Origin of the sequence: Enterococcus lemanii (assembly GCF_016909125.1) — a bacterium.
GTDB lineage: Bacteria > Bacillota > Bacilli > Lactobacillales > Enterococcaceae > Enterococcus_I > Enterococcus_I lemanii.
The window spans coordinates 53,363-74,749 of the sequence record NZ_JAFBFD010000006.1 but is presented as its reverse complement, the minus strand read 5'-3'; the positions used below and the strand labels follow the sequence as shown (position 1 = coordinate 74,749).

Sequence of the window (21,387 nt, the reverse complement as noted above, 5' to 3'; positions counted from 1 at the left end):
TTTTGCAACGTTATGCGAAATAATACTTAAATGGCTTGTAATTTTTTTCGTTTTTTCAGAAAAAAAGACTTACGAAAGTAAAATAAATGTGCTATGGTAACGGGGCATGAGAATTTTATAGAGAATCAAAACGCAGTAAAATGTACACGGATTTTTATCAAGTGGAGGTTGTTACGAGTTTCGTAGCCTCCACTATTTTTATGCAAAAATATCAGATAGGAGAGTGTTAGTTATGCCAAAAAATAAAAGAGAGAGTTTGATTTATACCGTTATGATGTGTTTTTTAATGGTTTTATGGATGAGTATTTATAATGTCGCCTTACATACGGGAGGACTTTCTTTCGATGTATTTCAAAGCGCTTGGTTAGGTTTTCCGCTAGCGTATATTATTGCAATGTTTTTAGATCTTTTTATTGTTTCAGGACCAGCTAAAAAAGTGGCTTTTCGCTTCTTAGTCAAACCAACAAGTTCAAATTTTAAAAAAGGCTTAGCGGTCTCATTTTGCATGGTTGTTCCAATGGTTATCTTTATGTCTTTATATGGCGGCTTAGAAGTTGTGCTTAAAAGTGGCAATTGGCAGGCACTACCAATGATTTGGTTAACCAATATCCCTAAAAACTTTGTGATGGCTTTACCATTTCAAATTATTATTGCCGGACCAGTTATTCGAACGTCTTTCCGTAAACTTTTTCCAGAAGGCAAAGTTCTAGCTTAAAAAAATCAAAAAAGAAATCGGGACAAGAAACTTCAAAAAGGAGTTTTTTGTCCCGATTATTTTTTAAAAAGGCGTGGCGTATTTTAATGGCTCCCGATTAAGTAAAACATTGAAACAGCGGTATTTGACCTCGATATTTTATATAACAAGTGCAAGACTTTTTACGGTAAAACACGAAAAACCGTGCACTTTTATCAATACTGGAAGCTTCTAATGCATAAACCACAATTTTACCAACAACTTATTTTTGTCTTTCTTTTTTAGTTTAGTGAATAACTTTTGCTTGAAGTTGATACATTTGTGCGTATTGACCATTTTGTTGTAGCAAACTTTCGTGTGTTCCTTGTTCTTTAATCTCTCCTTGATCGAGTAAAATGATTTGATCGGCTTGTTGAATCGTGGACAAGCGGTGCGCAATAATGAAAGTCGTTCGTCCTTTTTTCAAAACATTCATCGCATTTTGGATGATTTCTTCGGTTTGCGTATCGATATGAGACGTCGCTTCATCTAAAATTAATATTTTGGGATTTTTTGCTAATGTTCGAGCAAAAGCGATGAGTTGTCGTTCACCCGAAGATAAAGATTGGCCCTTTTCGATAACAGGTTCGTGAATTCCTTTGGGCAATTTATCTAATAGTGGTTTAGCGCCTACTTTTTCTAAGGCGTCAATGACCATTTCTTCTGTAATTGCCGGATTTTGCATGTGGACGTTGCTTGCAATGGTGCCACTAAACAGGAAAGGCTCTTGTAAAACAATTCCCATCTTGTCTCGAATGCTCTCACGATTAAAATCTTGCAGTCGTTGGCCATCAATAAAAATCCCCCCTTCTTGAGGATCGTAGAAACGAAATAATAAGTTAATGAGAGAGCTTTTGCCAGAACCAGTGTGTCCGACAATTCCAATCGTTTGTCCCGTATTTACAGTTAAATGAATCTTTTTTAAAACAGGATGATTGGCTTGATAACCAAACGTTACGTTATCAAAAATGATATTGCCTTGCTTTAATTGTAACAATTTAGACGAGTCTTCTTCAATTGGTTCATCTAGTAATTCAAAAACACGTTGTCCGGCTGCAAGTGATTGTTGCAAGGTCGGCATCATGCGAACTAAATTTAAAATTGGATCAAATAATCGTGAAATATAATTAATTAAAATATAAATGGTCCCCATTGAATAGCCCAATACGCCATGGTTAAATTGGGTTCCTAAATAAAGTAGTAGAAAGAACATAACCAAATTTTTGATAAAAGTTGAAAAATCCCACGACAAGATGCCATCTAAACGAATCGATTGGATGCGATTTTTTAACCAAGCTTGATTTTGTACTTCAAAAGAGTCAATCATTTGTTGTTCTTGATGAAATAATTGAACAAGTGCGACCCCTTGAATCACTTCTGCTGTTTGGTTGTTTAACTCACTAACAATTTCACGCCAGTCTTGGTTAATCGGAGTAGCTAAATGCACATAAAACCATTGCCAGGCGATAAAGAAAGGAATCAAAATAAAAAGAGTCGTCCCAATTTTTGGGCTAACAATGAATAAAGCGATAAAAATCCCTAAAACACTTAATAAATTAACAAGGACTTGGTTGCTAAAATTTTGATAAAAATTATTTCGTAAAACCTCGGTATCATTCACAATTCGAGCAGAAATCTTACCGGCCGGCTTATTATCAAAATAGACAATCGGTAATTTTTGCATATGATGATGTGCTTCATCACGAATACTTTTGCTGATTTGATTGGAAGCAAAAGCAAATAAAAGAAAGCCTGCGTAACCGGTCAAAGCACTTACGAAAGTAATGATTAAAAACCAACCAAATTTTTGCATAAGAAAACTAAGAGCAAGACTTTCATTTTGTGCGCTCGCTTGGGTAATGGCATCAATTATTTGTTTGCCAATAACAGGCGCATAAATCGAAGTGGCTGCAGAAATAATCGATAAGAGTAGGCCGACACTATAGTGGATCGGCTGAGTTTTCAAATAAATGAGGAGTCGTTTAAAGGTTTGCATCTACATTTTCCTCCAGTTGTTGATTAAGGTATTGCTGATAATACCAACCTTTTTTGGCAAGTAGTTCGGTTGGTGTCCCCATCTCAGTGATTTGGCCATGCTCCATGACAATGACTTTGTGTGCTTTGGCAACAGCTGAGAGGCGATGCGTAACAATAATCGTTGTTTGGTTTTGACGCATCTTTTGAATATTCGTGATAATTGTTTGTTCGGTTTTGGCATCGACCGCTGAAAGTGAATCGTCTAAAATGAGTAATTCTGGTTGGCGAATAAAAGCACGAGCAATCGCAATTCGTTGTTTTTGACCGCCAGAAATGGCGACACCTTTTTCACCAATTAAAGTTGCTAGACCATCAGGCATCTGCTCTAAATCCTTGGTAAAATCGGCTGTCTGGATTGCTTCAAGTATTTCAGCTTGTGTTGCAAACGTCTTGCCAAAACGAATATTATGGGCAACGTCTCTTGAAAAAAGAATATGTTCTTGTGGCACATACCCAATTCGCTTTTCTAAATCATTGACTTTATAACACTGAATGTCTTTTTGATTAATCTGCAACTTTCCTTGTGTCGCCAACGGGTATTGTCGTAAGAGTTGGCGAATGAAAGTTGTTTTTCCGCTACCTGTAGGACCAACTACGCCAAGTGTTTCGCCTTTTTTTAGTTGCAAATTGATTTTTTCAAGCGTTGGTAGGGTATTGTTGGGATAGGTGAAGGAGTAGTCCGAAAAAGTGATTGCCTCAAAAGAGTCTAACTCGTCAAAGCCATTTCTTTTCACCCCATCCTCTGCAGTTAAAATTTCTTCAACTTTGCGAAAAGAAACATTTCCTTGTTGGTAAACTAGGACAATATCAGAAAGGCCCCAAATAGAACCGCTAAGCATACCTAGATAGATTTGAAAAGAAATGAGTTGTCCAACCGTCATTTGTCCTTGACCGATCAAGTAGCCGCTAAAAGTTAGACCAATTGCTGTACTTAAGCCCGTAAAAATTTTAGCAACTTGTCCCACGGCACCACTATAAAACATTAAGTTATTGGCTTTTTCTAAAACGGTTGTTGTTTTTGTTTGAAAGTGCATTTGCTCCATCTCTTTTTTACCATAAGCCCGCATTACGCGAACGCCATCAACCACTTCGAGCACCTCATTGCTTAAATTCGCCACGGCATCACGGTTTTCCTCGTATAATGTATCTACTTTTTGCCATAATTTAAAAACAGACCAAGCGAAAAAAAACAAAGGAAGAACGCTTAAAAGCGAGGCTTGCCAAGATATTGTCACAAACATAATCATAAAAATACTCAAAGCCCAAGTGATATTTGATACGATTAGCATAAAACCATAGCCAATGGTATCGCCTAGAAATTCAATATCACTAGTCATTCGGGTCATTAAATCACCTGAACGAAAACGTTCGTAAAATGGCGTACGTAATTGTAAAAGGCGTTTGTAAAGATTGGTTCGAAGTGAGGATTGGTATTTGTAAGATTGACTAAAAAGTAATAAAACCCAAGTGACATCGACTAAATAAATAAGCAGAATGGCGCTGAAAAAGAACCACAATAACTGACTGAGGTTTTGAGTAGTCAAAGAATGGTTGACCATTTCATCAATTATTTTTTGAATTAAATAGTTGGGTACAATTGTTAGTATGGAAGAAAGCAAGGCAAAAAAAGTCGTTATCCCATAAACATATGGGTGTTTTTTTATATATTTCCAAAAGATTGTTAACATAAAATTTCTCCTAATCAAATCATTTTAATAAAAAATTACAGACAAAAAGACCTAGAAATTGTATCGTCGCAACTCAACAATTTCTAGGTCGATCAAAAAAATCGAAATAAAGTAAAGCAAAAAAAACTATTTCTTTGCTTGTAATTGTAAAGGAGTTTGCTGAATGCGTGGTTTAAATTTGTTAATAGTCATTACTAAGTTCATTGTAAAAAACTCCTTCCTTAAATTTGTTAGCTTAAATATACGCTAGATAACAACTGTTGTAAAGTAAAAGTAAGTAGATATTTTATTTTATTACAACAATGGCTCTTTTTGACTCTTTTGCATCGTCATTGTTATAATAATAAAAAGAAGAGAAGGGAGCATTCAAATGGAATATATAAAACTGGGGAATACCGGGCTCGATGTTTCGCCGTTGTGTCTAGGAGCAATGGGCTTTGGTAATCCCAACAACTGGATTCACGATTGGATTTTAGAAGAAGAGCCTAGCCGGCAAGTTATAAAAAAAGCGTTAGAGCAGGGGATTAACTTCTTTGATACGGCAAATATTTATTCATTAGGGGATAGCGAGCGCGTTTTAAGTAGAGCGTTAAAAGACTTTGGTCACCGCGATGAAGTCGTTGTCGCGACAAAACTTTATATGCCAATGAAAAAAGCCCCCAATAGTGGCGGACTTTCTCGTAAAGAGATTTTCCATCAAGTCGAACAGAGTTTAAGTCGTTTAGGGATGGATTATATTGACTTATACATTATTCATCGTTGGGACTATCAGACACCGATTGAAGAAACGATGGAAGCTTTACATGATCTCGTAAAATCAGGCAAGGTTCGTTATTTAGGGGCGTCGGCTATGTATACTTGGCAATTTGCAAAAGCCCAATTTATTGCTGAAAAAAATGGTTGGACTAAATTTGTTTCAATGCAAAACCATCTAAATTTACTTTATCGTGAAGAAGAACGTGAGATGTTGCCATTTTGTCAAGATCAAAAAATTGCGCTAACACCGTATAGTCCGCTGGCAGCTGGACGTTTAACGCGTGACTGGCAAGGTGAGACGCAACGTGCGTTAACCGATAAAACGTCTAAAATTAAATACGATCAAACCTTCGAACAAGATCGCATCATTGTTGAACGCGTGGCTGAAATTGCTGCTGATATCGGCGCAAAACGTGCCCAAGTTGCTCTGGCTTGGCTTAGACAAAAAGAAGTTTGTACGATTCCAATTATTGGCGCGACAAAAGAAAGTCATTTACTTGATGCCATACCAGCGCTGGATTTAGTTTTAAGCCCCGAGCAAGTGGCCTATTTAGAAGAAATGTACGTGCCTCACCGTGTTGTGGGTGCACGCTAAAAAAATAAAAAGTCCTGATTTTCAAAAAATAGAAAATCAGGACTTTTTTTGAGTAGGATTAAACGAAAGGAATCACTCTTTTTTTAATATTATTCCATTCCAATCAGATAGTCTTCTTCTTGCATTGCTTCAACCGTCCCAAGTAAATACCCATTTCCAACTTGTGAGAAGAAGTCATGGTTACTTGTTCCAGTTGAAATACCATTCATTACAATCGGATTCACATCATCGGCAGTATCTGGGAAAAGTGGGTCTTGCCCTAAATTCATTAAGGCTTTATTGGCATTGTAACGCAAGAACGTTTTGACTTCTTCGGTCCAACCAATCTCATCATACAATTCTTCCGTATAACGTTCTTCGTTTTCGTACAACTCAAACAATAAATTATACATCCATTCTTTTAAGCTTTCTTGTTCTTCTTCTGGTAATTCATTGAAGCCTAATTGGAATTTATAACCAATGTATGTACCGTGGACCGATTCATCACGAATAATTAATTTAATAATTTCTGCCACGTTAGGTAATTTATTGTTACCTAAATAGTAAAGAGGAGTATAAAACCCAGAGTAAAATAGGAAGGTCTCAAGATAAACACTAGCGACTTTCTTTTGAAGCGGCGTGCCATTTTTATAAATTTCGTTAATGATTTCCGCTTTTCTTTGGAGGAACTCATTGGTGTTGGTCCAGTGGAAAATTTCCTCAATTTCCGCTTTTGTATTTAAAGTACTAAAAATAGAAGAATAACTTTTAGCGTGTACGGACTCCATAAATTGAATATTATTTAAAACGGCTTCTTCATGAGGTGTGCGCACATCTTTTCGTAATTGATCCATTCCACTTTCTGATTGAACGGTATCAAGTAAAGTTAACCCACCAAAGACGTAGCCCACCATTTGTTTTTCTTTATCCGATAAAGTTCGCCAATCATCAAGGTCGTTTGATAAAGGAATGCGGGTATCTAACCAAAATTGTTCCGTTAATTTTTCCCAAGTTGATTTATCAATCACATCTTCAATTTCATTCCAGTTAATTGCCGGGTAATAAGTATAGTTTGTCATGGAAGTATTCCTCCTATTATTTTCTCTTAAGAAAAGAAGCTAGCAAAAAGTAAGACCGCTAGCTTCCTCCATTTTTTGTGTACTTAAAGGTTAAATAACACAACTTTCACATTGGTTACTGCCAATTTCTTCCGCATCATCCGTAAAGGTACGGACGTAATAAATTGATTTAATGCCTTTATGGAAAGCATAATGTCTTAAAATGTTTAAATCGCGTGTAGTTTGTTTGGTAGCGTTTTTCCATTCGTAAAGCCCTTCTGGAATTTCAGAACGCATGAATAGTGTTAAACTCATTCCTTGATCGATGTGTTTTTGAGCAGTTGCATAGACATCGATGACTTTGCGCATATCCATATCATAAGCCGATTGGTAATAATTAATGGTATCATTTGAAAGATAAGCTGCAGGGTAGTAAATCTTCCCAATTTTCTTTTCTTGACGTTCTTCAATTAAACGAGTAATTGGATGTAAGCTCGCACTAGTATCATTAATATAAGAAATTGAACCATTTGGCGCAACAGCTAGACGGTTTTGGTGGTATAACCCATCTTTTTTAATGTCTTGGGCAAGTTTTTCCCAATCTTTGCTGCTTGGCAAGAAAATATCTTTAAAGAGTAGGCTAATTTTAGCTGATTTTGGCGTGTAATCCCCTTTAATATAAGGCTCAAAATAAGAACCGTCTGCGTAAGTTGATTTTTCAAAGTTATGGAAAGTTACTTTTTTCTCTTTGGCAATTTGGTGACTTTCAACCAGTGTCCAATAATTTAATAGCATAAAGTAAATATCGGTAAATTCAAGCGATTCTGGTGAGCCATACATCATTTGATTTTTCGCAAAAAACGTATGTAAACCCATTGCGCCTAAGCCGATTGTATGGTTAATTTTATTCCCGTGTTGAATCGATGGGACCACATCAATGTCTGATGCGTCAGTTACAAATGTTAACGCACGGGTCATTGCACGTACTGATTTCCCAAAGTCAGGACTTTCCATTAAATTAACAATGTTTGTTGACCCTAGATTACAGCTAATATCGGTTCCTAAGACTTCAAATTCTTGTTTGTCGTTAATTAAAGAAGGTTCTTGCACTTGTAAAATCTCTGAACATAAATTACTCATAATGATTTTACCGTCCACAGGGTTTGCACGGTTTGCCGTATCAATGTTCACGATATAAGGGTAACCAGATTCTTGTTGTAATTTTGAAATTTCATTTTCTAAATCACGCGCAAGCATCTTCGTTTTCTTAATTTTTGGATTTGCAACCAAACGATCATATTCTTTTGTAATATCAATATAAGAAAAGGGTACGCCATATTCTTTTTCAACACTATAAGGGCTAAATAAGTACATTTCTTCGTTTTTACGTGTTAATTCATAAAATTTATCTGGCACAATGACGCCTAAAGAAAGGGTCTTAACGCGAATTTTTTCATCCGCATTTTCTTTTTTAGCTGACAAAAAGTTAATGATATCTGGATGGAACACATTCAAATAAACAACACCGGCCCCTTGACGTTGGCCTAATTGGTTTGAGTAACTAAAGCTATCTTCAAAGAGTTTCATAACTGGCATAACGCCACTTGCAGCACCATCATAACCTTTAATTGGCGCCCCAGCTTCACGTAAGTTGGAAAGAGTGATGCCGACACCGCCACCAATTCGCGATAGTTGTAGCGCAGAGTTAATCCCGCGACCAATTGAGTTCATGTCGTCAGTCAATTGAATTAAGAAACAAGAAACCAATTCACCACGGCGTTTACGTCCGGCATTTAAGAAAGAAGGCGTGGCTGGTTGGTAGCGTTGATGAATCATTTCGTCTGCTAAGGTTAAAGCTAATTCTTCATCGCCATCTGCAAAGTAAAGTGCATTGAAGGCTACTCGGTCTTCGTATGTTTCTAAGTATTGCGTACCATCATTTGATTTTAACGCATATTGTCCATAAAACTTGTAAGCGGCCATAAACGATTTAAAACGGAAATTTTGTTCTGCTAAGAATTGGTAAAGGGTCTCAATGAAACCTGGTGAATATTGTTTAATAAATGCTTCTTCTAAATAGTCTTCTGCAATTAAGTAGTCAATTTTATCTGTAATTGACGGGAAGATTTTGGTATTTGGTAAAACATTTTCTGTAAAGAAGGCTTTTAATGCTTCTTGATCTTTATGTAAAGGGATTTGTCCATTAACCGGACGATTTATTTCATTATTTAGTTTAAAGTAGTTGACCTCATTGAGAGATTTCAAACTCATGTTGACACAACCTTTTCGTTTATTTTTGTCAAATGACATAAAAAGAAGGATTTGAAGTCACTAGACGGACAAATCCAACCATTGTTTTGCTATTAAATTGATCGTAGGAACTACACAGCAAGCTGACGCAATTGATCTGGACGAAACCCAACAATCGTCGTTGCTTCTGAAGTTACAACAGGGACACTTTGAAAACCTTGTTCTTTTAACCAATCAATTGCTGTTGGTTCGTTATCTAAGTTGATTTCTTCAAAAGAAATTTGATTGTCTGTTAAAAAGCGTTTGGCCATTTTACATTGGATGCAGTTGTTTTTTGAAAATAATTTAATATTCATTGTGTGTTCCTCCTTAAACATTTGAGACTAAATCTTATAAACTTAGTATAGTCGTGTTTAAAATAAAGTCAACCAATAAATACTATATCTTGTGTTTGTGAAATTAGAAAACACTAATTGTTGTGGTTTTTTAAAAGACGGATTTAGAAGAAGCCTTGTCTAAAAGCGTGTTTGTTAATGGTAAAAGAAGGTAAGGGAAAATGATGGAAGAACTTGATTGTGAAAAAAAGGATAAGAAGCCTGATTGTTTTCATGAAAACAATTAGCAAAAAAAGAAGCCGCGAGACCTGTTTTCAAAATGCTTGCGCACCAACAGTTCTCCGACTTCGTGGGTTTGGCACCCATGGGACGTGAGGGGATCGAACCCGCGACCCGCTGATTAAGAGTCAGCTGCTCTACCAACTGAGCTAACGTCCCGTAAGACTACTTTTTTATGATAGCACTCTGATTTTAAAAATGCAATCATTTCTCCAATGATTTCAAAAAAAAAACACCTGATTTTGTGGCATTAGAGCGCTGAATTTACTCATCAAATAAAACAAACTCTCGATATTTGTGTGATAAAATCGACAAAATAATATTTAATCCAATCATATTTTTCCCAGTATCAACAACAGGGCTAGGAATTTCGCTTACTTCATAATAAAGCTGGAAATTTGCATGATCATTTAGAAAGTTTTTACCAAAGCGTGTAACAGAACAAAGAGGCACTTGATTGATGTTTAATAGTTTAATAGTATTTTGAATGGATAGTGTGTTGCCACTTAGTGAAGTAATAATAACTAAGTCTTCAGAAGTCAATGTATGGCTGATCATTTCAAAATTTGTTTCTCCTGAGATTAAAAAGTTCGGTCGACCCGATAAAAATAAATCATTAGAGAAATCTTTTGAATAATTATTTTGTGTAAAGCCGGTAGCGTAGATTAAGACATTCTTCGCTGTTTTTATTTGTGTAATCAATGGTTGGAAATTAACCTGGCTGGCATAATGAAAGGTTTTATCAATATTACTTTTCAAACTAGCAACTAAATCTGTTGGGGAAAGGATTGCTGTTTGAAGGTCTTGATCGATAGCGTACTTCATTTCAGTGTATCCACGAAACCCGAGTTTTTGGGCTAAGCGAGAAATAGAACTTTTGGAAGAAAGGACTTTTTCGCCAAATTCGACGGCCGAAAGCTTAGTTATTTCTTTTTTATTGTTTCTAATATCACTAGTGGTGCACAGAAAATATTTTATAATTAACAGAATTATCTGAAAATGATAAATCCTAATTTTTTAAAAAAAACAAGTGCTGGCGCAGAGGATGACCTTTTTCCAGAAATTTTTATCCATTATTCAACTAAAACAGAAGTGACAACGACATCTAACTGATCAACTACTCGAACGAAATTGATCGAGCCACTGATTCACAGACTCAAACTTTAGATAGTGAAAGGCTCTTTTTAATTGAAAGAGGGTGGCAGTCGTGTTTAATTCAATCTTGACTAAATACGTAAGCAACGTCGCGATCAAAGTCAGAATCACTTGATTCATCGCGCCTTGTTCACTTTGCGAATAAAGTCGTTTAATAGTCAGATTTTGTTTTAAATACTTAAAAAACAACTCAATTTGCCATATCATTTGGCGCTGACCCATCAGCTTTTGGATCTTTCCAAATATAAAAATCGGCGTAAGGATTCTCTTTACTTTGTTTTGATTGTAAGAACCATTCGTGCTGATCACTTGTATGGTTTACAACTAAGTCTAAAATTATTTTGATTCCCATTTGGTGTGCTTTGGCTAACAACTCTTTAAAATCTGCCAAATTTCCGTATTGAGGTAAAACTTTTGTATAATCACTAATATCGTAACCATTATCGATTAAAGGCGATTCAAAAATCGGATTCAACCAAATCACATCGATTCCCAATTCAGCGAGATAGGGGAGTTTTTCAATGATTCCTTGAAAATCTCCAATCCCATCATGGTTAGAATCTTTAAAACTTTGGGGATAGACTTGGTAGACCACGCTATTTTTCCACCATTTTTTTGCCATCATTCGTCATCCTCATCCAATTCTTGTTGCTTAAAATAATCATTGACATAAACTAATTGTTGTTGCCCTTCGAGGATGGCTTGTTGAATTTGCTGGCTAGTTGTTTTTTCTTTGGTTAAACCAAGTAAAACCGTTAAAACAACGGGAACATTCATACCCGCAATAACGTGAACGTTGCCTTGATTTAAATATTTTGTAAAAGCTTGGTTAACCGAACCGCCTAATAAATCGGTAAAAACAAGCGCTTCATCTTCGGGTTGTAAATCTTTTAAGGCGTCATTAATTTCAGCTTCGACTGGAGTATTCGTTGTGTAAGCTGAAATCGCTGTGATTTTTTCACCATTTGGTACAATGTATTCAATTGTTTCTTTCAAGCCACTAGCTAAGTGGTGGTGGCTAGCAAAAATAATTTTTCTCATAATAACTCTCCCTCATCCATCCGATTTTTAGTGTGACGTTTTTATTAGACTGTCAAAATACCAAAGAATGATAAAATTAAGGCCAGTCCAATAACGGAAAAAATAATGGTTGTGACCTTCATTTTTTTATTGGCAATTAATTTATAAATAATAAAAGTTAAGATTACGGGCAGTAAAGCCGGCATGATTTTATCTAAAATTTCTGTTTGGATCGGCATTTCAACTTCACCAGTTTGAAAGACGAGTCCCACGTTCATTTTGACAACAGAAGGAATCAGCGCTCCAACAACCGTTAATCCCATGATTGACGCAGCTTCTGTGAAAATGGATAATTTATCGCCCAAAGTTGTGACGAGTTTCAAACCAGACGTGTATCCAATTGAAAATAATTTGATTCGGAAAAAAACAAAGAAAATGTTTAATAATAACCAAATTATCGCACCAGTTGGATTACCTTCTAACCCCATGTAAGCCGCAATTGAACCCATAATAGTCGGGTATAATACCCAAATTAAAGTATCACCAACTCCGGCAAGTGGCCCCATCATCCCGGTCTTAAATGCTTGCACGGCCTCTAAAGAATCGACCCCGTCTTTTTCTTCCATGGCTAAGCTTGCTCCTAGCAATAAGTTAGCCATCCAAGTGGTCGTGTTAAAGTATTTGTAGTGGTTATTTAAAGAAGCAATATAATCTTTGTCATCTGGGTAAATTTTACGAAGTGCTTTTTCTAAACCAAAAACAACGGCAGGACCTTGCTGCGTTTGATAGTTAAAAATATTACAAGCACTAAACATATAACGAATGGCAGCTTGATTAATCTCTTTTTTTGTTAATTTTGTGTCGTTATTCATCAAAATCATCTCCTTCATCAAAAGCAACTGTTCCGTTTGTAGTGGTCGGTTTGTTCATTTGAGTAGTAAAATAATAATAAGCAAGAGCAAAACCAATTAAAGAAATGCCTAAAATCGGTAAGTTAAAATAAGCAGCAAAAACAAAACCTAAAATTAACATGGTCAAATATTTTTTGGTTGGCATTACTTGTAGTAATAAAGCAATCCCGACGACTGGTAACATGCTACCTGCAATGGACAATCCATCAGTAAACCACTGAGGAACGATGTTTAAGATGACACTGACAATGCGATCACCAAAAATAACACATAGGGCAGTTGGAATCGCCGTTGATAGACCAAAAATCAAAGGCCCAATTGCTAAAATTTGATTCATCTTTTTAAAATTTCCTGCGTTTAATGCTTTTTGCGCACTTTGCGCCACGTAAGAATTTAATATTTTTGCAAAAACGTCTAACTGGATGCCTAACATTCCAACAGGGACCCCAACAGCGAGGGCAACGGCTTTGGCTTCTTCAATATTCCCTGTTGTTCGAATCGCAACATAGATTCCAACTAAAGCGGCCAGCCCCCAATTTGGTACAGAAGAACCGCCGATATTAGCGACGCCTAAAGCCATAAGTTGAAAAGTTCCTCCGATGACCATCGCTGTGTGCATATCGCCCATAATGATACCCGCAAATAAAGCGACCATAATAGGGAACCAAGTTGTTACCACTAGACCTTGTTGATCAATAACAATCCAAAAAGCTAATAAGATAATGAGTGTTCCTTGAATAAATTCCATTTTTTCACTTCTTTTCTATTTTTATTTAATATAGGTTTCTAAAGGTTCTTCTGGATCATTTGGCACAAAATGAAAAGTAACTGGAATTCCTAACGACTGTAACGCTTTTAAGTCATCGATTTCTTTTTCATTGACTGCGACCATTTTCTTCACCGTTTTTTTACCGTCACCATCAAACATAATTCCAATGTTTACTTTTGGAATGTTAACGCCACCTTTTGCTAGTTGTAAAAGTGTTTCTGGTTCACGGACAACTAAAAAGACATTGTGGCTATCATATTTTCCCGCATTAAAATTATCAATGGCCGTTTGAGTATCAATAATTGACATCCCTGTTCCAGCCGGTTTACTCATACGCATCGCTGCTTTTTGTGTTTCATCTTTACTAATTTCATCATCGACCACCATCAAACGTTTGGCTTTCGTTGCTCCTGCCCACTGGGTAACGACAATCCCGTGGATTAATCTTTGATCGATTCTTGCTAATACTAATGACATAATCATGACACTCCTTTTTTGTTATCGTTTACAAATTGAAGTATAGAAGCAACAGAAAGAGAAAACAATGCTTGAGCCAAGAGTTGGGCCCGCTTCTTTGAGGTTGGTCAAGGGTTCAAGTAGGCGGGCGGATTCCCAGGGGAGAATTTTACGAAAAAAGAAATTTTATCTTCATAAATTATTCAAAAAGTTTGCTTATAGTTAATACATACCAACAACCCCGTCTTATTCAATAAGACAACCTTAACACTTTTTCATTTTTACTCCTTGCCTACTGGCGCACTTGCCAGTAGGCCTATTTTATTTACTGAGTGTCTACCAATTAAAAATAAAAAAATTGAAACAGCGGTATTTGAGCGCAACATTTTATATAACAAATGCAAGCCTTTTAACGATAGAACACGGAAATCCGTGCACTTTTATCAATATTGGAGGCATTTAATAGATAAACCACAAAATCATCCACAACTTATTTTTGCAGATTTTGATCAGCCTGTGAGATTAAAAAATAAAACCTGAAAATCGTTGGATTAAAAAAGCGGCTCGTATTCCTTGGGCAGAGCAAGAAAAGGAATATGCTAAAAAAACCTTAATAAAAAAGGCAATGTTGCGCAACTTTTACGAATGGCTTCAGTACAGACATTCTGAGTGTCTCAAATATTGTTCGTTTGATTTACTATACAACAAGCCTCAACTGGTGAGATGAGCAAGCGTTACGGCTATGTTTATGTTGATAAAAATGATGATGGAACAGGTAGTTTGAAACGCTATCGGAAAAAATCTTTTTATTGGTATAAAAATGTCATTGCTTCAAATGGCAGTGAATTAGAATAAAAATAATTAAAAAGCTCAAATCAAACAGTTGCGATTGTTTGATTTGAGCTTTTTTTAAGAAACGATACTGGTAAATGCGATTTTTAAAAGAATGACTTTTCAAACGCTACTTTCCATGTTACACTATACCTAGTTTTGATAACTAGATAATGAAGTTGTTGTAATTCGTTTAAATGATTATGATAAATAAAGAAGGGGTTCAATTGGAAAATTTAGAAGAAAAAATTGCTGAATGGGGCGAATCATTGTTATTGTTTCACTTGCCTAGGTGGGAAGAATTACCCGAAATCGAACTTTATATGGATCAAGTAATTACTTTAGTTGATCAATATTTATCATCAGTCATTCATCGGGATAAACATTCTTTATTGACGCCTTCAATGGTAAATAATTACGTGAAAAATGGTATGATTCCGGCTCCTAAAAAGAAACGCTATACGAAAAAACATGTCGCTTTTTTAATTGCAATTACGCTATTAAAACAAGTTTTAACCATTAATGAAATCAAAAATGGCATTTTATTTCAAGGGAAAGTCATTGGAATTCGTAATGCCTATAACGTTTATTGTGACAAACAAGAAGAAGCCATTCACCTTGTTTGCCAACAAGCAATGGGCTTGGTTAGCAAACCAAGTGAGCAAGCCACAAATATTAAATTACTGGCTGCTCAAAGTGCAGCAACCGCTTTTGCAAACAAATTATTAGCTGAAAAAATGATTCAAATCGAAACACGATATTTAAAAGAAGGTGTAGAAAATGAACAAAAATAAAATTGCTTTACTGGTAGACTCTGGAACGGATGTCCCGCAAGAAATTATGGAGCGATATCAAATTTATATGATTCCCTTAAAAATAATTTATAAAAATCAAACGTATACCGATAAGATTGATATTTTCCCAGAAGAAGTTTATGCCCGCTTGAGCGAAGAAGTACCAACGACTTCTTTACCAGATGGCGCGGCAATTGAACAAATTTTTACGCAAATAAAAACAGATGGCTATGAAAAATTATTAATTGTAACGATTTCTTCAGGACTCAGTGGCACGTATAATATTTTGCGCTTACTAGGGGAACAAGAGCAAGACTTAGACATTTTTGTGTTAGACACAAAAAGTATTGGGATTGGAGCAGGTTTACAAGCAATTCGAGCAGCCGAACTCATTGCTGAAGAAACACCATGGGAAGCTTTAATTCACCAACTTCAAAAAGAAATTGTACAAAATAAAGTTTTATTTAATGTGGCAACTCTTGAGTATTTACAAAAAGGGGGCCGAATTGGTCTCGTCTCGTCAATCGTGGGAACGGCATTAAAATTAAACCCAACGATATCTTGTAATGAAGATGGTATTTATTACACGGTAGCAAAAACACGCGGTAGAAAAAGAAGCATTGAAAAAATGGTTGAAGTAGCAGCTGATTTCATTGGGAACCACCAAGATTTTCGGATAGCCGTGGCGCAAGGTGGCTCAATTGAAGAAGGTCAATGGTTAAAAGAAGTTGTCGAGCAACGTTTTCCTCATGCAAAAGAAATCTTATTTGGAACAATTTCCCCTGCCCTAGTTGTGCACACAGGTCCAGGCTTACTCGGACTTGGTATTCAATACATAAAATAAAAGACAGCAGTCAAATGAAGGCAAATACTTCATTTGACTGCTTTTTTATTAAGAAGAGTGAGAGATTCCACTCGTTTTAATGAAACATTTTACAAAATCATGTATAATAACAAAGAGATTACCGTTCAAAAACTAAAAGAAAAAGAGGGGTTTTTGTGAAGAAAATACTAGTTGTAGATGATGAAAAACCAATTTCTGATATTGTAAAATTTAACTTAACGAAGGAAGGTTACGAAGTTTTTACTGCATACGATGGCGAAGAAGCGGTCGAAATGGTCAAAGAAGTCGAGCCTGACTTGATACTGCTGGATCTAATGTTACCAAAAATGGATGGTTTAGAAGTTGCTCGTGAGGTTCGAAAAACTTATGACATGCCCATTATCATGGTGACGGCAAAAGATTCAGAAATTGATAAAGTCTTAGGCTTGGAACTTGGTGCAGATGACTATGTGACGAAACCATTTTCCAATCGCGAGCTAATTGCCCGAGTTAAAGCGAATTTACGTCGTGGTGCAACGGCCAGCAAAGAAAATGAAGTGCCGGTATCGACGGATATAGAAATTGGCGATTTGATTATTCACCCAGAAGCCTATATTGTTAGTAAAAATGGCGAGAGCATTGAGCTGACTCACCGAGAATTTGAGTTATTACACTATTTAGCCAAACACATTGGGCAAGTAATGACAAGAGAGCACTTATTGCAGACGGTTTGGGGTTATGATTATTTTGGTGACGTCCGAACAGTTGACGTGACGGTTCGTCGCTTACGAGAAAAAATTGAGGACAGCCCGAGTCATCCAAATTATCTTGTGACTAGACGCGGTGTGGGTTACTATGTGCGTAATCCAGAACAGGAGTAATAAATGAAAAATAAGGTTCGCTTTTTTCAATCAGTGAACTTTAAAATCGCCCTGACATTTATCTTGATTCTTTTTATAGCAATCGAGATTATCGGGGCGTATTTTATTCGTGGTTTAGAACGTTCAATGATTGAAAATTTCAAAACAAATATGAATGCGCAAGCAGAAACGCTAGCTGGGACAATTAGTACGTACTTAGGAAATCAAGATTTAGAAGTAGCTGATATTAATACAGAAATCCAGCGAATTTTAGATAGTAGCGATTCACCAGATATTTTAGAAATGCGGGTGGTTGATTCAAAAGGGATTATTCGCGCAACAACTGATCCAACTGATCGAAATGCAATTGGTAAAAAAAGCATCGATTCTTATATTGATGAGTTTACGGATAAGAATTTTTCAGCTTTTGATGAAGTCAGTGGAGAGCGGGTATTAATTAATATTCGAATTGTTCAAGGGACAGGGGATTCGGTTGAGGGAGCTCTTTATATGCGTAGTAATCTCGAACAACAATATCAAGATATTAGTAATATCTCGTTTATTTTTATTTCAGCAACTTTAGTGGCGATTGGCATTTCAATGGTTGTTTCTTTGTTAATTGCTCGTTCGATTACCCAACCAATCGGGGAAATGCGTGAGCAAGCTTTACGCATTGCTCGTGGTGACTATAGCCATAAGTTGGAAGTGAAAGGAAAAGATGAATTGGGACAATTAGCTGAAACATTTAATCAGTTAGCGATCCAAATTGAAGAAACACAAGATGCCGTAGAGTCAGAAAGAAATCGATTAGACAGTGTTTTGACGCATATGACAGACGGGGTAATTGCTACCGACCGGCGTGGAAAAGTGATCATGATTAATGAAATGGCCTTATCCTTATTAGATGTGAAACAAGAAGCCGCCATTGGGCAATCAATTTTGACTTTGTTAGAGTTAAACGAAGATTTTACCTTGAGGAATTTACTGGAAAGTACCGATGAAATGTTACTAGAAAGGCCATCGAGTTATCCCCAACGTGGCAATTTGATTTTACGTATTGACTTTTCGATGATTCGACGAGATTCTGGGTTTATTTCAGGCTTGGTAGCGGTGTTACATGACGTAACCGAACAAGAAAAAACCGAACAAGAGCGACGAGATTTTGTTTCGAATGTTTCACATGAATTACGTACACCACTAACGAGTATGCGGAGTTATATTGAAGCTTTAGAAGAAGGAGCTTGGCAAGATTCAGAATTAGCCCCTCAATTTTTAAAAGTAACTTTAGAAGAAACCGATCGGATGATCCGGATGATCAATGATTTATTAAATTTATCAAAAATGGATAGTGGCAATGCGCAATTACAATTAGAATTTGTTAATTTCAATAATCTAGTGAATTTTATTTTGGATCGTTTTGATATGATGGTGACCAGCCAAGAAAAGCACTATAAAATTAAACGGGAATTTACGAAGCGAGACTTGTGGGTTGAAGTCGATACCGATCGAATGATTCAAGTGATTGATAATATAATGAATAATGCGATTAAATATTCACCAGACGGCGGGACGGTCACGGTTCGTTTAGCTGAAACGCATAATCATATTTTATTAAGTATTTCCGATCAAGGAATGGGGATTCCCAAAAAAGATTTACATAAAGTTTTTGACCGTTTTTACCGAGTGGATAAAGCCCGTGCACGAAAACAAGGAGGAACCGGTTTAGGACTTGCGATTTCTAGAGAAGTCGTTAAGGCACATCATGGCTCAATTTGGGTGGAAAGTCGCGAACACTATGGCTCAACTTTTTATATTAGTTTGCCATATGAACCATATGAAGAAGAGTGGTGGGATTAGTGAAAGTCAAAGAGAAAATCTTGAGAGTCATGCTAATCTTAATGATTGGTTTGAGTTTTTATTTAACTTATTTGTTGTGGGCTGGCCCAAGCAACCACGATTTAATAACGGATCATTCAAAAGAAGTCGTGAAAAAAGAAGAAAAAGAAAGAAAACCCATTGATATTTTTTTACCATTGACCCTTAGATATGAAGTGAGAGAGACAAATTATATGTCTCAAAACGAAACCTTGCTAAAAGAAGTACAATTAGCGATTAATGAGAGTCGTTTTACGAAAATAAAAGAGAAGACATTCAAAGTAGAAGAATATCAAACGGAAGTGAAAAGCAAACGTGGCATTGAGTTAGCTTATAGTTTTTTATTTCCTTTAACCCAATATATAGACTTGTTTGATCTAGATTTTCCACTAGAAACACAAACAAGTCAGGAATTTACTTTTTCGAAAATTCAAATTGATTTTGAAAAGCGTAAAATTCGCTTTTTAAATGACGAGCAATTGAGAATTGTTGAAGCAGCGATTGATAGTCAATTATCACCATTTACAAAATTACTAAAAGAAGTTGAAACCAACTGGATTTTAGTCGAGCCGAGTCCTTTGAGTAGCAATCTTTTTGTTAGCGTTCAAGAAATGGAATTAAAAAAATATAGCTACATTTCTTCGATGCGTCCTTATACGTTATTTCGAGATGCTTTTTTTACAACGCCAGCAAATGTCCGAAGTACGAATAATTCACTTGATGTTCACCTGTTTGATAGTGCAGAAACGCTAACTATTCAACAAAATAGTAGTGAATTTCAGTTTCAAGGAACCATTGATACAAAACAACCTTTTGAAATTTATCAAACAAGTTTTGATTTTGTCCGTGAGATTAGTCCAAGCTATGGTTCGACACGCATGATTGATCAAGTCCGCAATACGATTGATTATCGTATTTTTGTGGAAGGTTTTCCAATATTTGGTTCTTTTTCAGAAGGTCGTTTATTTGCTTATTTTTCAGACAACAAACAAATTGATAAGAAAAATATTACTATCGATGGAAATTTAAACTCTTTGCAAATTCCAATTCCTTCTGAAGAATTGATACAATTACCAACCAGTCATGAAGTTGTTCAAAAATTAGAACAAGCTGGAGGAGAGATTGATCAAATTAAGATGTTTTTAATTGGCTATAAATGGGAAAATATTCAAGATACTGGTGTGGTGGACTTGATTCCACAATGGTATTTAAAATACGGGGAATCTTGGTACACGTATGATAAATTATATGAAAAAATTGTAGAAGAAAAGGGGAGAGGGAATGGATTTTAAGAAAATTGAGTGGATCTTTTTCCTCGCTTTTTTAGGGCTCAATCTTTTTCTTTTAAACTTGTATCGAGAAGCACGCATTGAACAAAATATTACTTATCGTACAAACGAAACGATTCCATTAAAACAGCGGTTGGCTTCTGAGAATATAAAGTATGAAGAGGAGTTTTCTGAGGAAAATCAAATGGGGTATTACTTAAGCGGTGTTCCAACTGATTTTTATGAGGCACGAAAAGAGGCACAAGCTCGTCTAAATATTCCTGATTTTTTAATGAGTCGAACGACCATTGAAGAGGGGATGTTAACGCATTTAATCGATGAATCCATTTACATCAAAGAGGCTACGCAAGTTGAAACCGTCATAACGGCGCTACTTAATGACGAGAACTTTGTATTATATGGTGATAGCTATCGATACTTGCCACAAGAATCGAATTTGACGTCAGAATATCCTGAAATCATCGCAGGGCAAGAGTATGATGGCATTGCAATTAATGATTCTTCAAGTCGTTTAATTTTTTCTTTAGAAAAGTCAGGCGATCATTTTCTTGTAAAAAAATACAGTCAGACACATATTTCAGATTTAAGTCCTTTAAGGGAAGAAATGGCGATTATTTCAGAAAAAGAAGCCATTAATACGCTCTATGTTAATAGTAAAATTCCTTCAAATTCAAAAATTATTTCTAGAGAACTGATGTATAAAATGACCATTAAAATCAGAGATCAGAATATTTACGTGCCGACTTGGTTTGTTACGATTGAAACAACCGATGGAAAAGTTCGCGTAGAGCAGGTAAATGGCTTCACCAATCGAATTGTAACAAATTCAATTGTTCAAACAGTGGAAAATAAATAGAAAGTGCGTATAATAGGAAACAGTTGTTTAAATTAGAG

General features: G+C 35.9%; 19 protein-coding genes, 1 tRNA gene and 2 pseudogenes. 9 read left to right on the top strand and 13 right to left on the bottom strand.

From position 1 onward, the window contains the following. Positions 1-232 precede the first annotated feature (232 nt). The gene (locus JOD14_RS03020; RefSeq protein WP_204653212.1) at positions 233-715 is read left to right on the top strand and encodes a DUF2798 domain-containing protein; all 483 of its coding nucleotides are present in this window, start codon (positions 233-235) and stop codon (positions 713-715) included. 265 nt (positions 716-980) lie between these two features. On the opposite strand, the gene JOD14_RS03015 is transcribed toward JOD14_RS03020, so the two are convergent. Both JOD14_RS03015 and JOD14_RS03010 read right to left on the bottom strand, forming a co-directional pair. Next, positions 981-2,729 carry an ABC transporter ATP-binding protein gene (locus JOD14_RS03015; protein ID WP_204653211.1) on the bottom strand — a complete coding sequence of 583 codons (1,749 nt, stop codon included), beginning with the start codon at positions 2,727-2,729 and terminating at the stop codon, positions 981-983. Beyond that, on the bottom strand, positions 2,716-4,458 hold the full coding sequence (locus JOD14_RS03010) for an ABC transporter ATP-binding protein (RefSeq protein WP_204653210.1): 1,743 nt from the start codon (positions 4,456-4,458) through the stop codon (positions 2,716-2,718). The genes JOD14_RS03015 and JOD14_RS03010 overlap by 14 nt, the downstream gene beginning before the upstream one ends. A gap of 370 nt (positions 4,459-4,828) precedes the next feature. Between JOD14_RS03010 and JOD14_RS03005 the strand changes: the two genes are divergently transcribed. Continuing rightward, positions 4,829-5,809 (top strand): aldo/keto reductase, encoded by a 981-nt coding sequence (locus tag JOD14_RS03005; RefSeq protein ID WP_204653209.1) that lies wholly within the window; start codon positions 4,829-4,831, stop codon positions 5,807-5,809. 89 nt (positions 5,810-5,898) lie between these two features. Here JOD14_RS03005 and nrdF read toward each other — a convergent pair whose 3' ends face one another. From nrdF to JOD14_RS02950, 11 genes and pseudogenes are all read right to left on the bottom strand, one after another. Next, positions 5,899-6,867, bottom strand: a complete 969-nt coding sequence (nrdF, locus tag JOD14_RS03000) for a class 1b ribonucleoside-diphosphate reductase subunit beta (RefSeq protein WP_204653208.1) — start codon at positions 6,865-6,867, stop codon at positions 5,899-5,901. A gap of 90 nt (positions 6,868-6,957) precedes the next feature. Next, positions 6,958-9,117 carry a class 1b ribonucleoside-diphosphate reductase subunit alpha gene (gene nrdE / locus JOD14_RS02995; RefSeq protein WP_204653207.1) on the bottom strand — a complete coding sequence of 720 codons (2,160 nt, stop codon included), beginning with the start codon at positions 9,115-9,117 and terminating at the stop codon, positions 6,958-6,960. A 110-nt stretch (positions 9,118-9,227) separates the two neighbouring features. After that, positions 9,228-9,452, bottom strand: coding sequence for a glutaredoxin-like protein NrdH (gene nrdH, locus JOD14_RS02990; protein WP_204653206.1), 225 nt, complete (start codon positions 9,450-9,452; stop codon positions 9,228-9,230). Between the two features lie 344 nt (positions 9,453-9,796). Beyond that, positions 9,797-9,869: transfer RNA gene (locus JOD14_RS02985), tRNA-Lys, on the bottom strand. Positions 9,870-9,974: 105 nt separating this feature from the next. Beyond that, the gene (locus tag JOD14_RS02980) at positions 9,975-10,658 is read right to left on the bottom strand and encodes a MurR/RpiR family transcriptional regulator (protein WP_420827551.1); all 684 of its coding nucleotides are present in this window, start codon (positions 10,656-10,658) and stop codon (positions 9,975-9,977) included. Between the two features lie 165 nt (positions 10,659-10,823). Further along, positions 10,824-11,072, bottom strand: a complete 249-nt coding sequence (locus JOD14_RS02975) for a hypothetical protein (protein ID WP_379962521.1) — start codon at positions 11,070-11,072, stop codon at positions 10,824-10,826. Further along, a pseudogene (locus tag JOD14_RS02970) lies at positions 11,068-11,487 on the bottom strand (alpha-amylase family glycosyl hydrolase); the annotation flags it as partial. The pseudogene JOD14_RS02970 and the gene JOD14_RS02975, both read right to left, overlap by 5 nt. Then, positions 11,487-11,906: a PTS sugar transporter subunit IIA gene (locus JOD14_RS02965; RefSeq protein WP_204653205.1), complete on the bottom strand. Its 420-nt coding sequence runs from the start codon at positions 11,904-11,906 to the stop codon at positions 11,487-11,489. The gene JOD14_RS02965 and the pseudogene JOD14_RS02970, both read right to left, overlap by 1 nt. A 44-nt stretch (positions 11,907-11,950) precedes the next feature. Further along, positions 11,951-12,757 carry a PTS system mannose/fructose/sorbose family transporter subunit IID gene (locus JOD14_RS02960; protein WP_204653204.1) on the bottom strand — a complete coding sequence of 269 codons (807 nt, stop codon included), beginning with the start codon at positions 12,755-12,757 and terminating at the stop codon, positions 11,951-11,953. After that, positions 12,750-13,544, bottom strand: coding sequence for a PTS mannose/fructose/sorbose/N-acetylgalactosamine transporter subunit IIC (locus JOD14_RS02955; protein WP_204653203.1), 795 nt, complete (start codon positions 13,542-13,544; stop codon positions 12,750-12,752). The genes JOD14_RS02960 and JOD14_RS02955 overlap by 8 nt, the downstream gene beginning before the upstream one ends. A 21-nt stretch (positions 13,545-13,565) precedes the next feature. Beyond that, entirely contained in the window at positions 13,566-14,042 is a 477-nt protein-coding gene (locus JOD14_RS02950) for a PTS sugar transporter subunit IIB (protein ID WP_204653202.1), read from the bottom strand. A 687-nt stretch (positions 14,043-14,729) separates the two neighbouring features. Between JOD14_RS02950 and JOD14_RS02945 the strand changes: the two are divergent. From JOD14_RS02945 to JOD14_RS02915, 7 genes and pseudogenes are all read left to right on the top strand, one after another. Next, a pseudogene (locus tag JOD14_RS02945) lies at positions 14,730-14,876 on the top strand (family 1 glycosylhydrolase); the annotation flags it as partial. Between the two features lie 179 nt (positions 14,877-15,055). Next, entirely contained in the window at positions 15,056-15,646 is a 591-nt protein-coding gene (locus JOD14_RS02940; protein WP_204653223.1) for a DUF1836 domain-containing protein, read from the top strand. Continuing rightward, a complete protein-coding gene (locus JOD14_RS02935; RefSeq protein ID WP_204653200.1) occupies positions 15,633-16,490 on the top strand; it encodes a DegV family protein in 858 nt (285 codons plus the stop codon). The genes JOD14_RS02940 and JOD14_RS02935 overlap by 14 nt, the downstream gene beginning before the upstream one ends. A gap of 155 nt (positions 16,491-16,645) precedes the next feature. After that, on the top strand, positions 16,646-17,350 hold the full coding sequence (gene yycF, locus JOD14_RS02930; protein ID WP_204653199.1) for a response regulator YycF: 705 nt from the start codon (positions 16,646-16,648) through the stop codon (positions 17,348-17,350). 3 nt (positions 17,351-17,353) lie between these two features. Further along, the gene (walK, locus tag JOD14_RS02925) at positions 17,354-19,186 is read left to right on the top strand and encodes a cell wall metabolism sensor histidine kinase WalK (protein ID WP_204653198.1); all 1,833 of its coding nucleotides are present in this window, start codon (positions 17,354-17,356) and stop codon (positions 19,184-19,186) included. Then, positions 19,177-20,496 carry a two-component system activity regulator YycH gene (locus JOD14_RS02920; RefSeq protein WP_204653197.1) on the top strand — a complete coding sequence of 440 codons (1,320 nt, stop codon included), beginning with the start codon at positions 19,177-19,179 and terminating at the stop codon, positions 20,494-20,496. Before walK ends, JOD14_RS02920 begins: the two co-directional genes overlap by 10 nt. Next, positions 20,486-21,349, top strand: a complete 864-nt coding sequence (locus JOD14_RS02915; protein ID WP_204653196.1) for a two-component system regulatory protein YycI — start codon at positions 20,486-20,488, stop codon at positions 21,347-21,349. The genes JOD14_RS02920 and JOD14_RS02915 overlap by 11 nt, the downstream gene beginning before the upstream one ends. Positions 21,350-21,387 lie beyond the last annotated feature (38 nt).

Bases quoted from the DNA above. Each gene is read 5' to 3' on its own strand.
- nrdF (WP_204653208.1), bottom strand. From the start codon at position 6,867: ATGACAAACTATACTTATTACCCGGCAATTAACTGGAATGAAATTGAA.
- JOD14_RS02975 (WP_379962521.1), bottom strand. From the start codon at position 11,072: ATGATATGGCAAATTGAGTTGTTTTTTAAGTATTTAAAACAAAATCTG.
- JOD14_RS03010 (WP_204653210.1), bottom strand. From the start codon at position 4,458: ATGTTAACAATCTTTTGGAAATATATAAAAAAACACCCATATGTTTAT.
- JOD14_RS03015 (WP_204653211.1), bottom strand. From the start codon at position 2,729: ATGCAAACCTTTAAACGACTCCTCATTTATTTGAAAACTCAGCCGATC.
- JOD14_RS02940 (WP_204653223.1), top strand. From the start codon at position 15,056: ATGATAAATAAAGAAGGGGTTCAATTGGAAAATTTAGAAGAAAAAATT.
- JOD14_RS02960 (WP_204653204.1), bottom strand. From the start codon at position 12,757: ATGAATAACGACACAAAATTAACAAAAAAAGAGATTAATCAAGCTGCC.
- JOD14_RS02965 (WP_204653205.1), bottom strand. From the start codon at position 11,906: ATGAGAAAAATTATTTTTGCTAGCCACCACCACTTAGCTAGTGGCTTG.
- nrdH (WP_204653206.1), bottom strand. From the start codon at position 9,452: ATGAATATTAAATTATTTTCAAAAAACAACTGCATCCAATGTAAAATG.
- JOD14_RS03005 (WP_204653209.1), top strand. From the start codon at position 4,829: ATGGAATATATAAAACTGGGGAATACCGGGCTCGATGTTTCGCCGTTG.
- JOD14_RS03020 (WP_204653212.1), top strand. From the start codon at position 233: ATGCCAAAAAATAAAAGAGAGAGTTTGATTTATACCGTTATGATGTGT.
- JOD14_RS02935 (WP_204653200.1), top strand. From the start codon at position 15,633: ATGAACAAAAATAAAATTGCTTTACTGGTAGACTCTGGAACGGATGTC.
- nrdE (WP_204653207.1), bottom strand. From the start codon at position 9,117: ATGAGTTTGAAATCTCTCAATGAGGTCAACTACTTTAAACTAAATAAT.
- JOD14_RS02950 (WP_204653202.1), bottom strand. From the start codon at position 14,042: ATGTCATTAGTATTAGCAAGAATCGATCAAAGATTAATCCACGGGATT.
- JOD14_RS02955 (WP_204653203.1), bottom strand. From the start codon at position 13,544: ATGGAATTTATTCAAGGAACACTCATTATCTTATTAGCTTTTTGGATT.
- walK (WP_204653198.1), top strand. From the start codon at position 17,354: ATGAAAAATAAGGTTCGCTTTTTTCAATCAGTGAACTTTAAAATCGCC.
- JOD14_RS02915 (WP_204653196.1), top strand. From the start codon at position 20,486: ATGGATTTTAAGAAAATTGAGTGGATCTTTTTCCTCGCTTTTTTAGGG.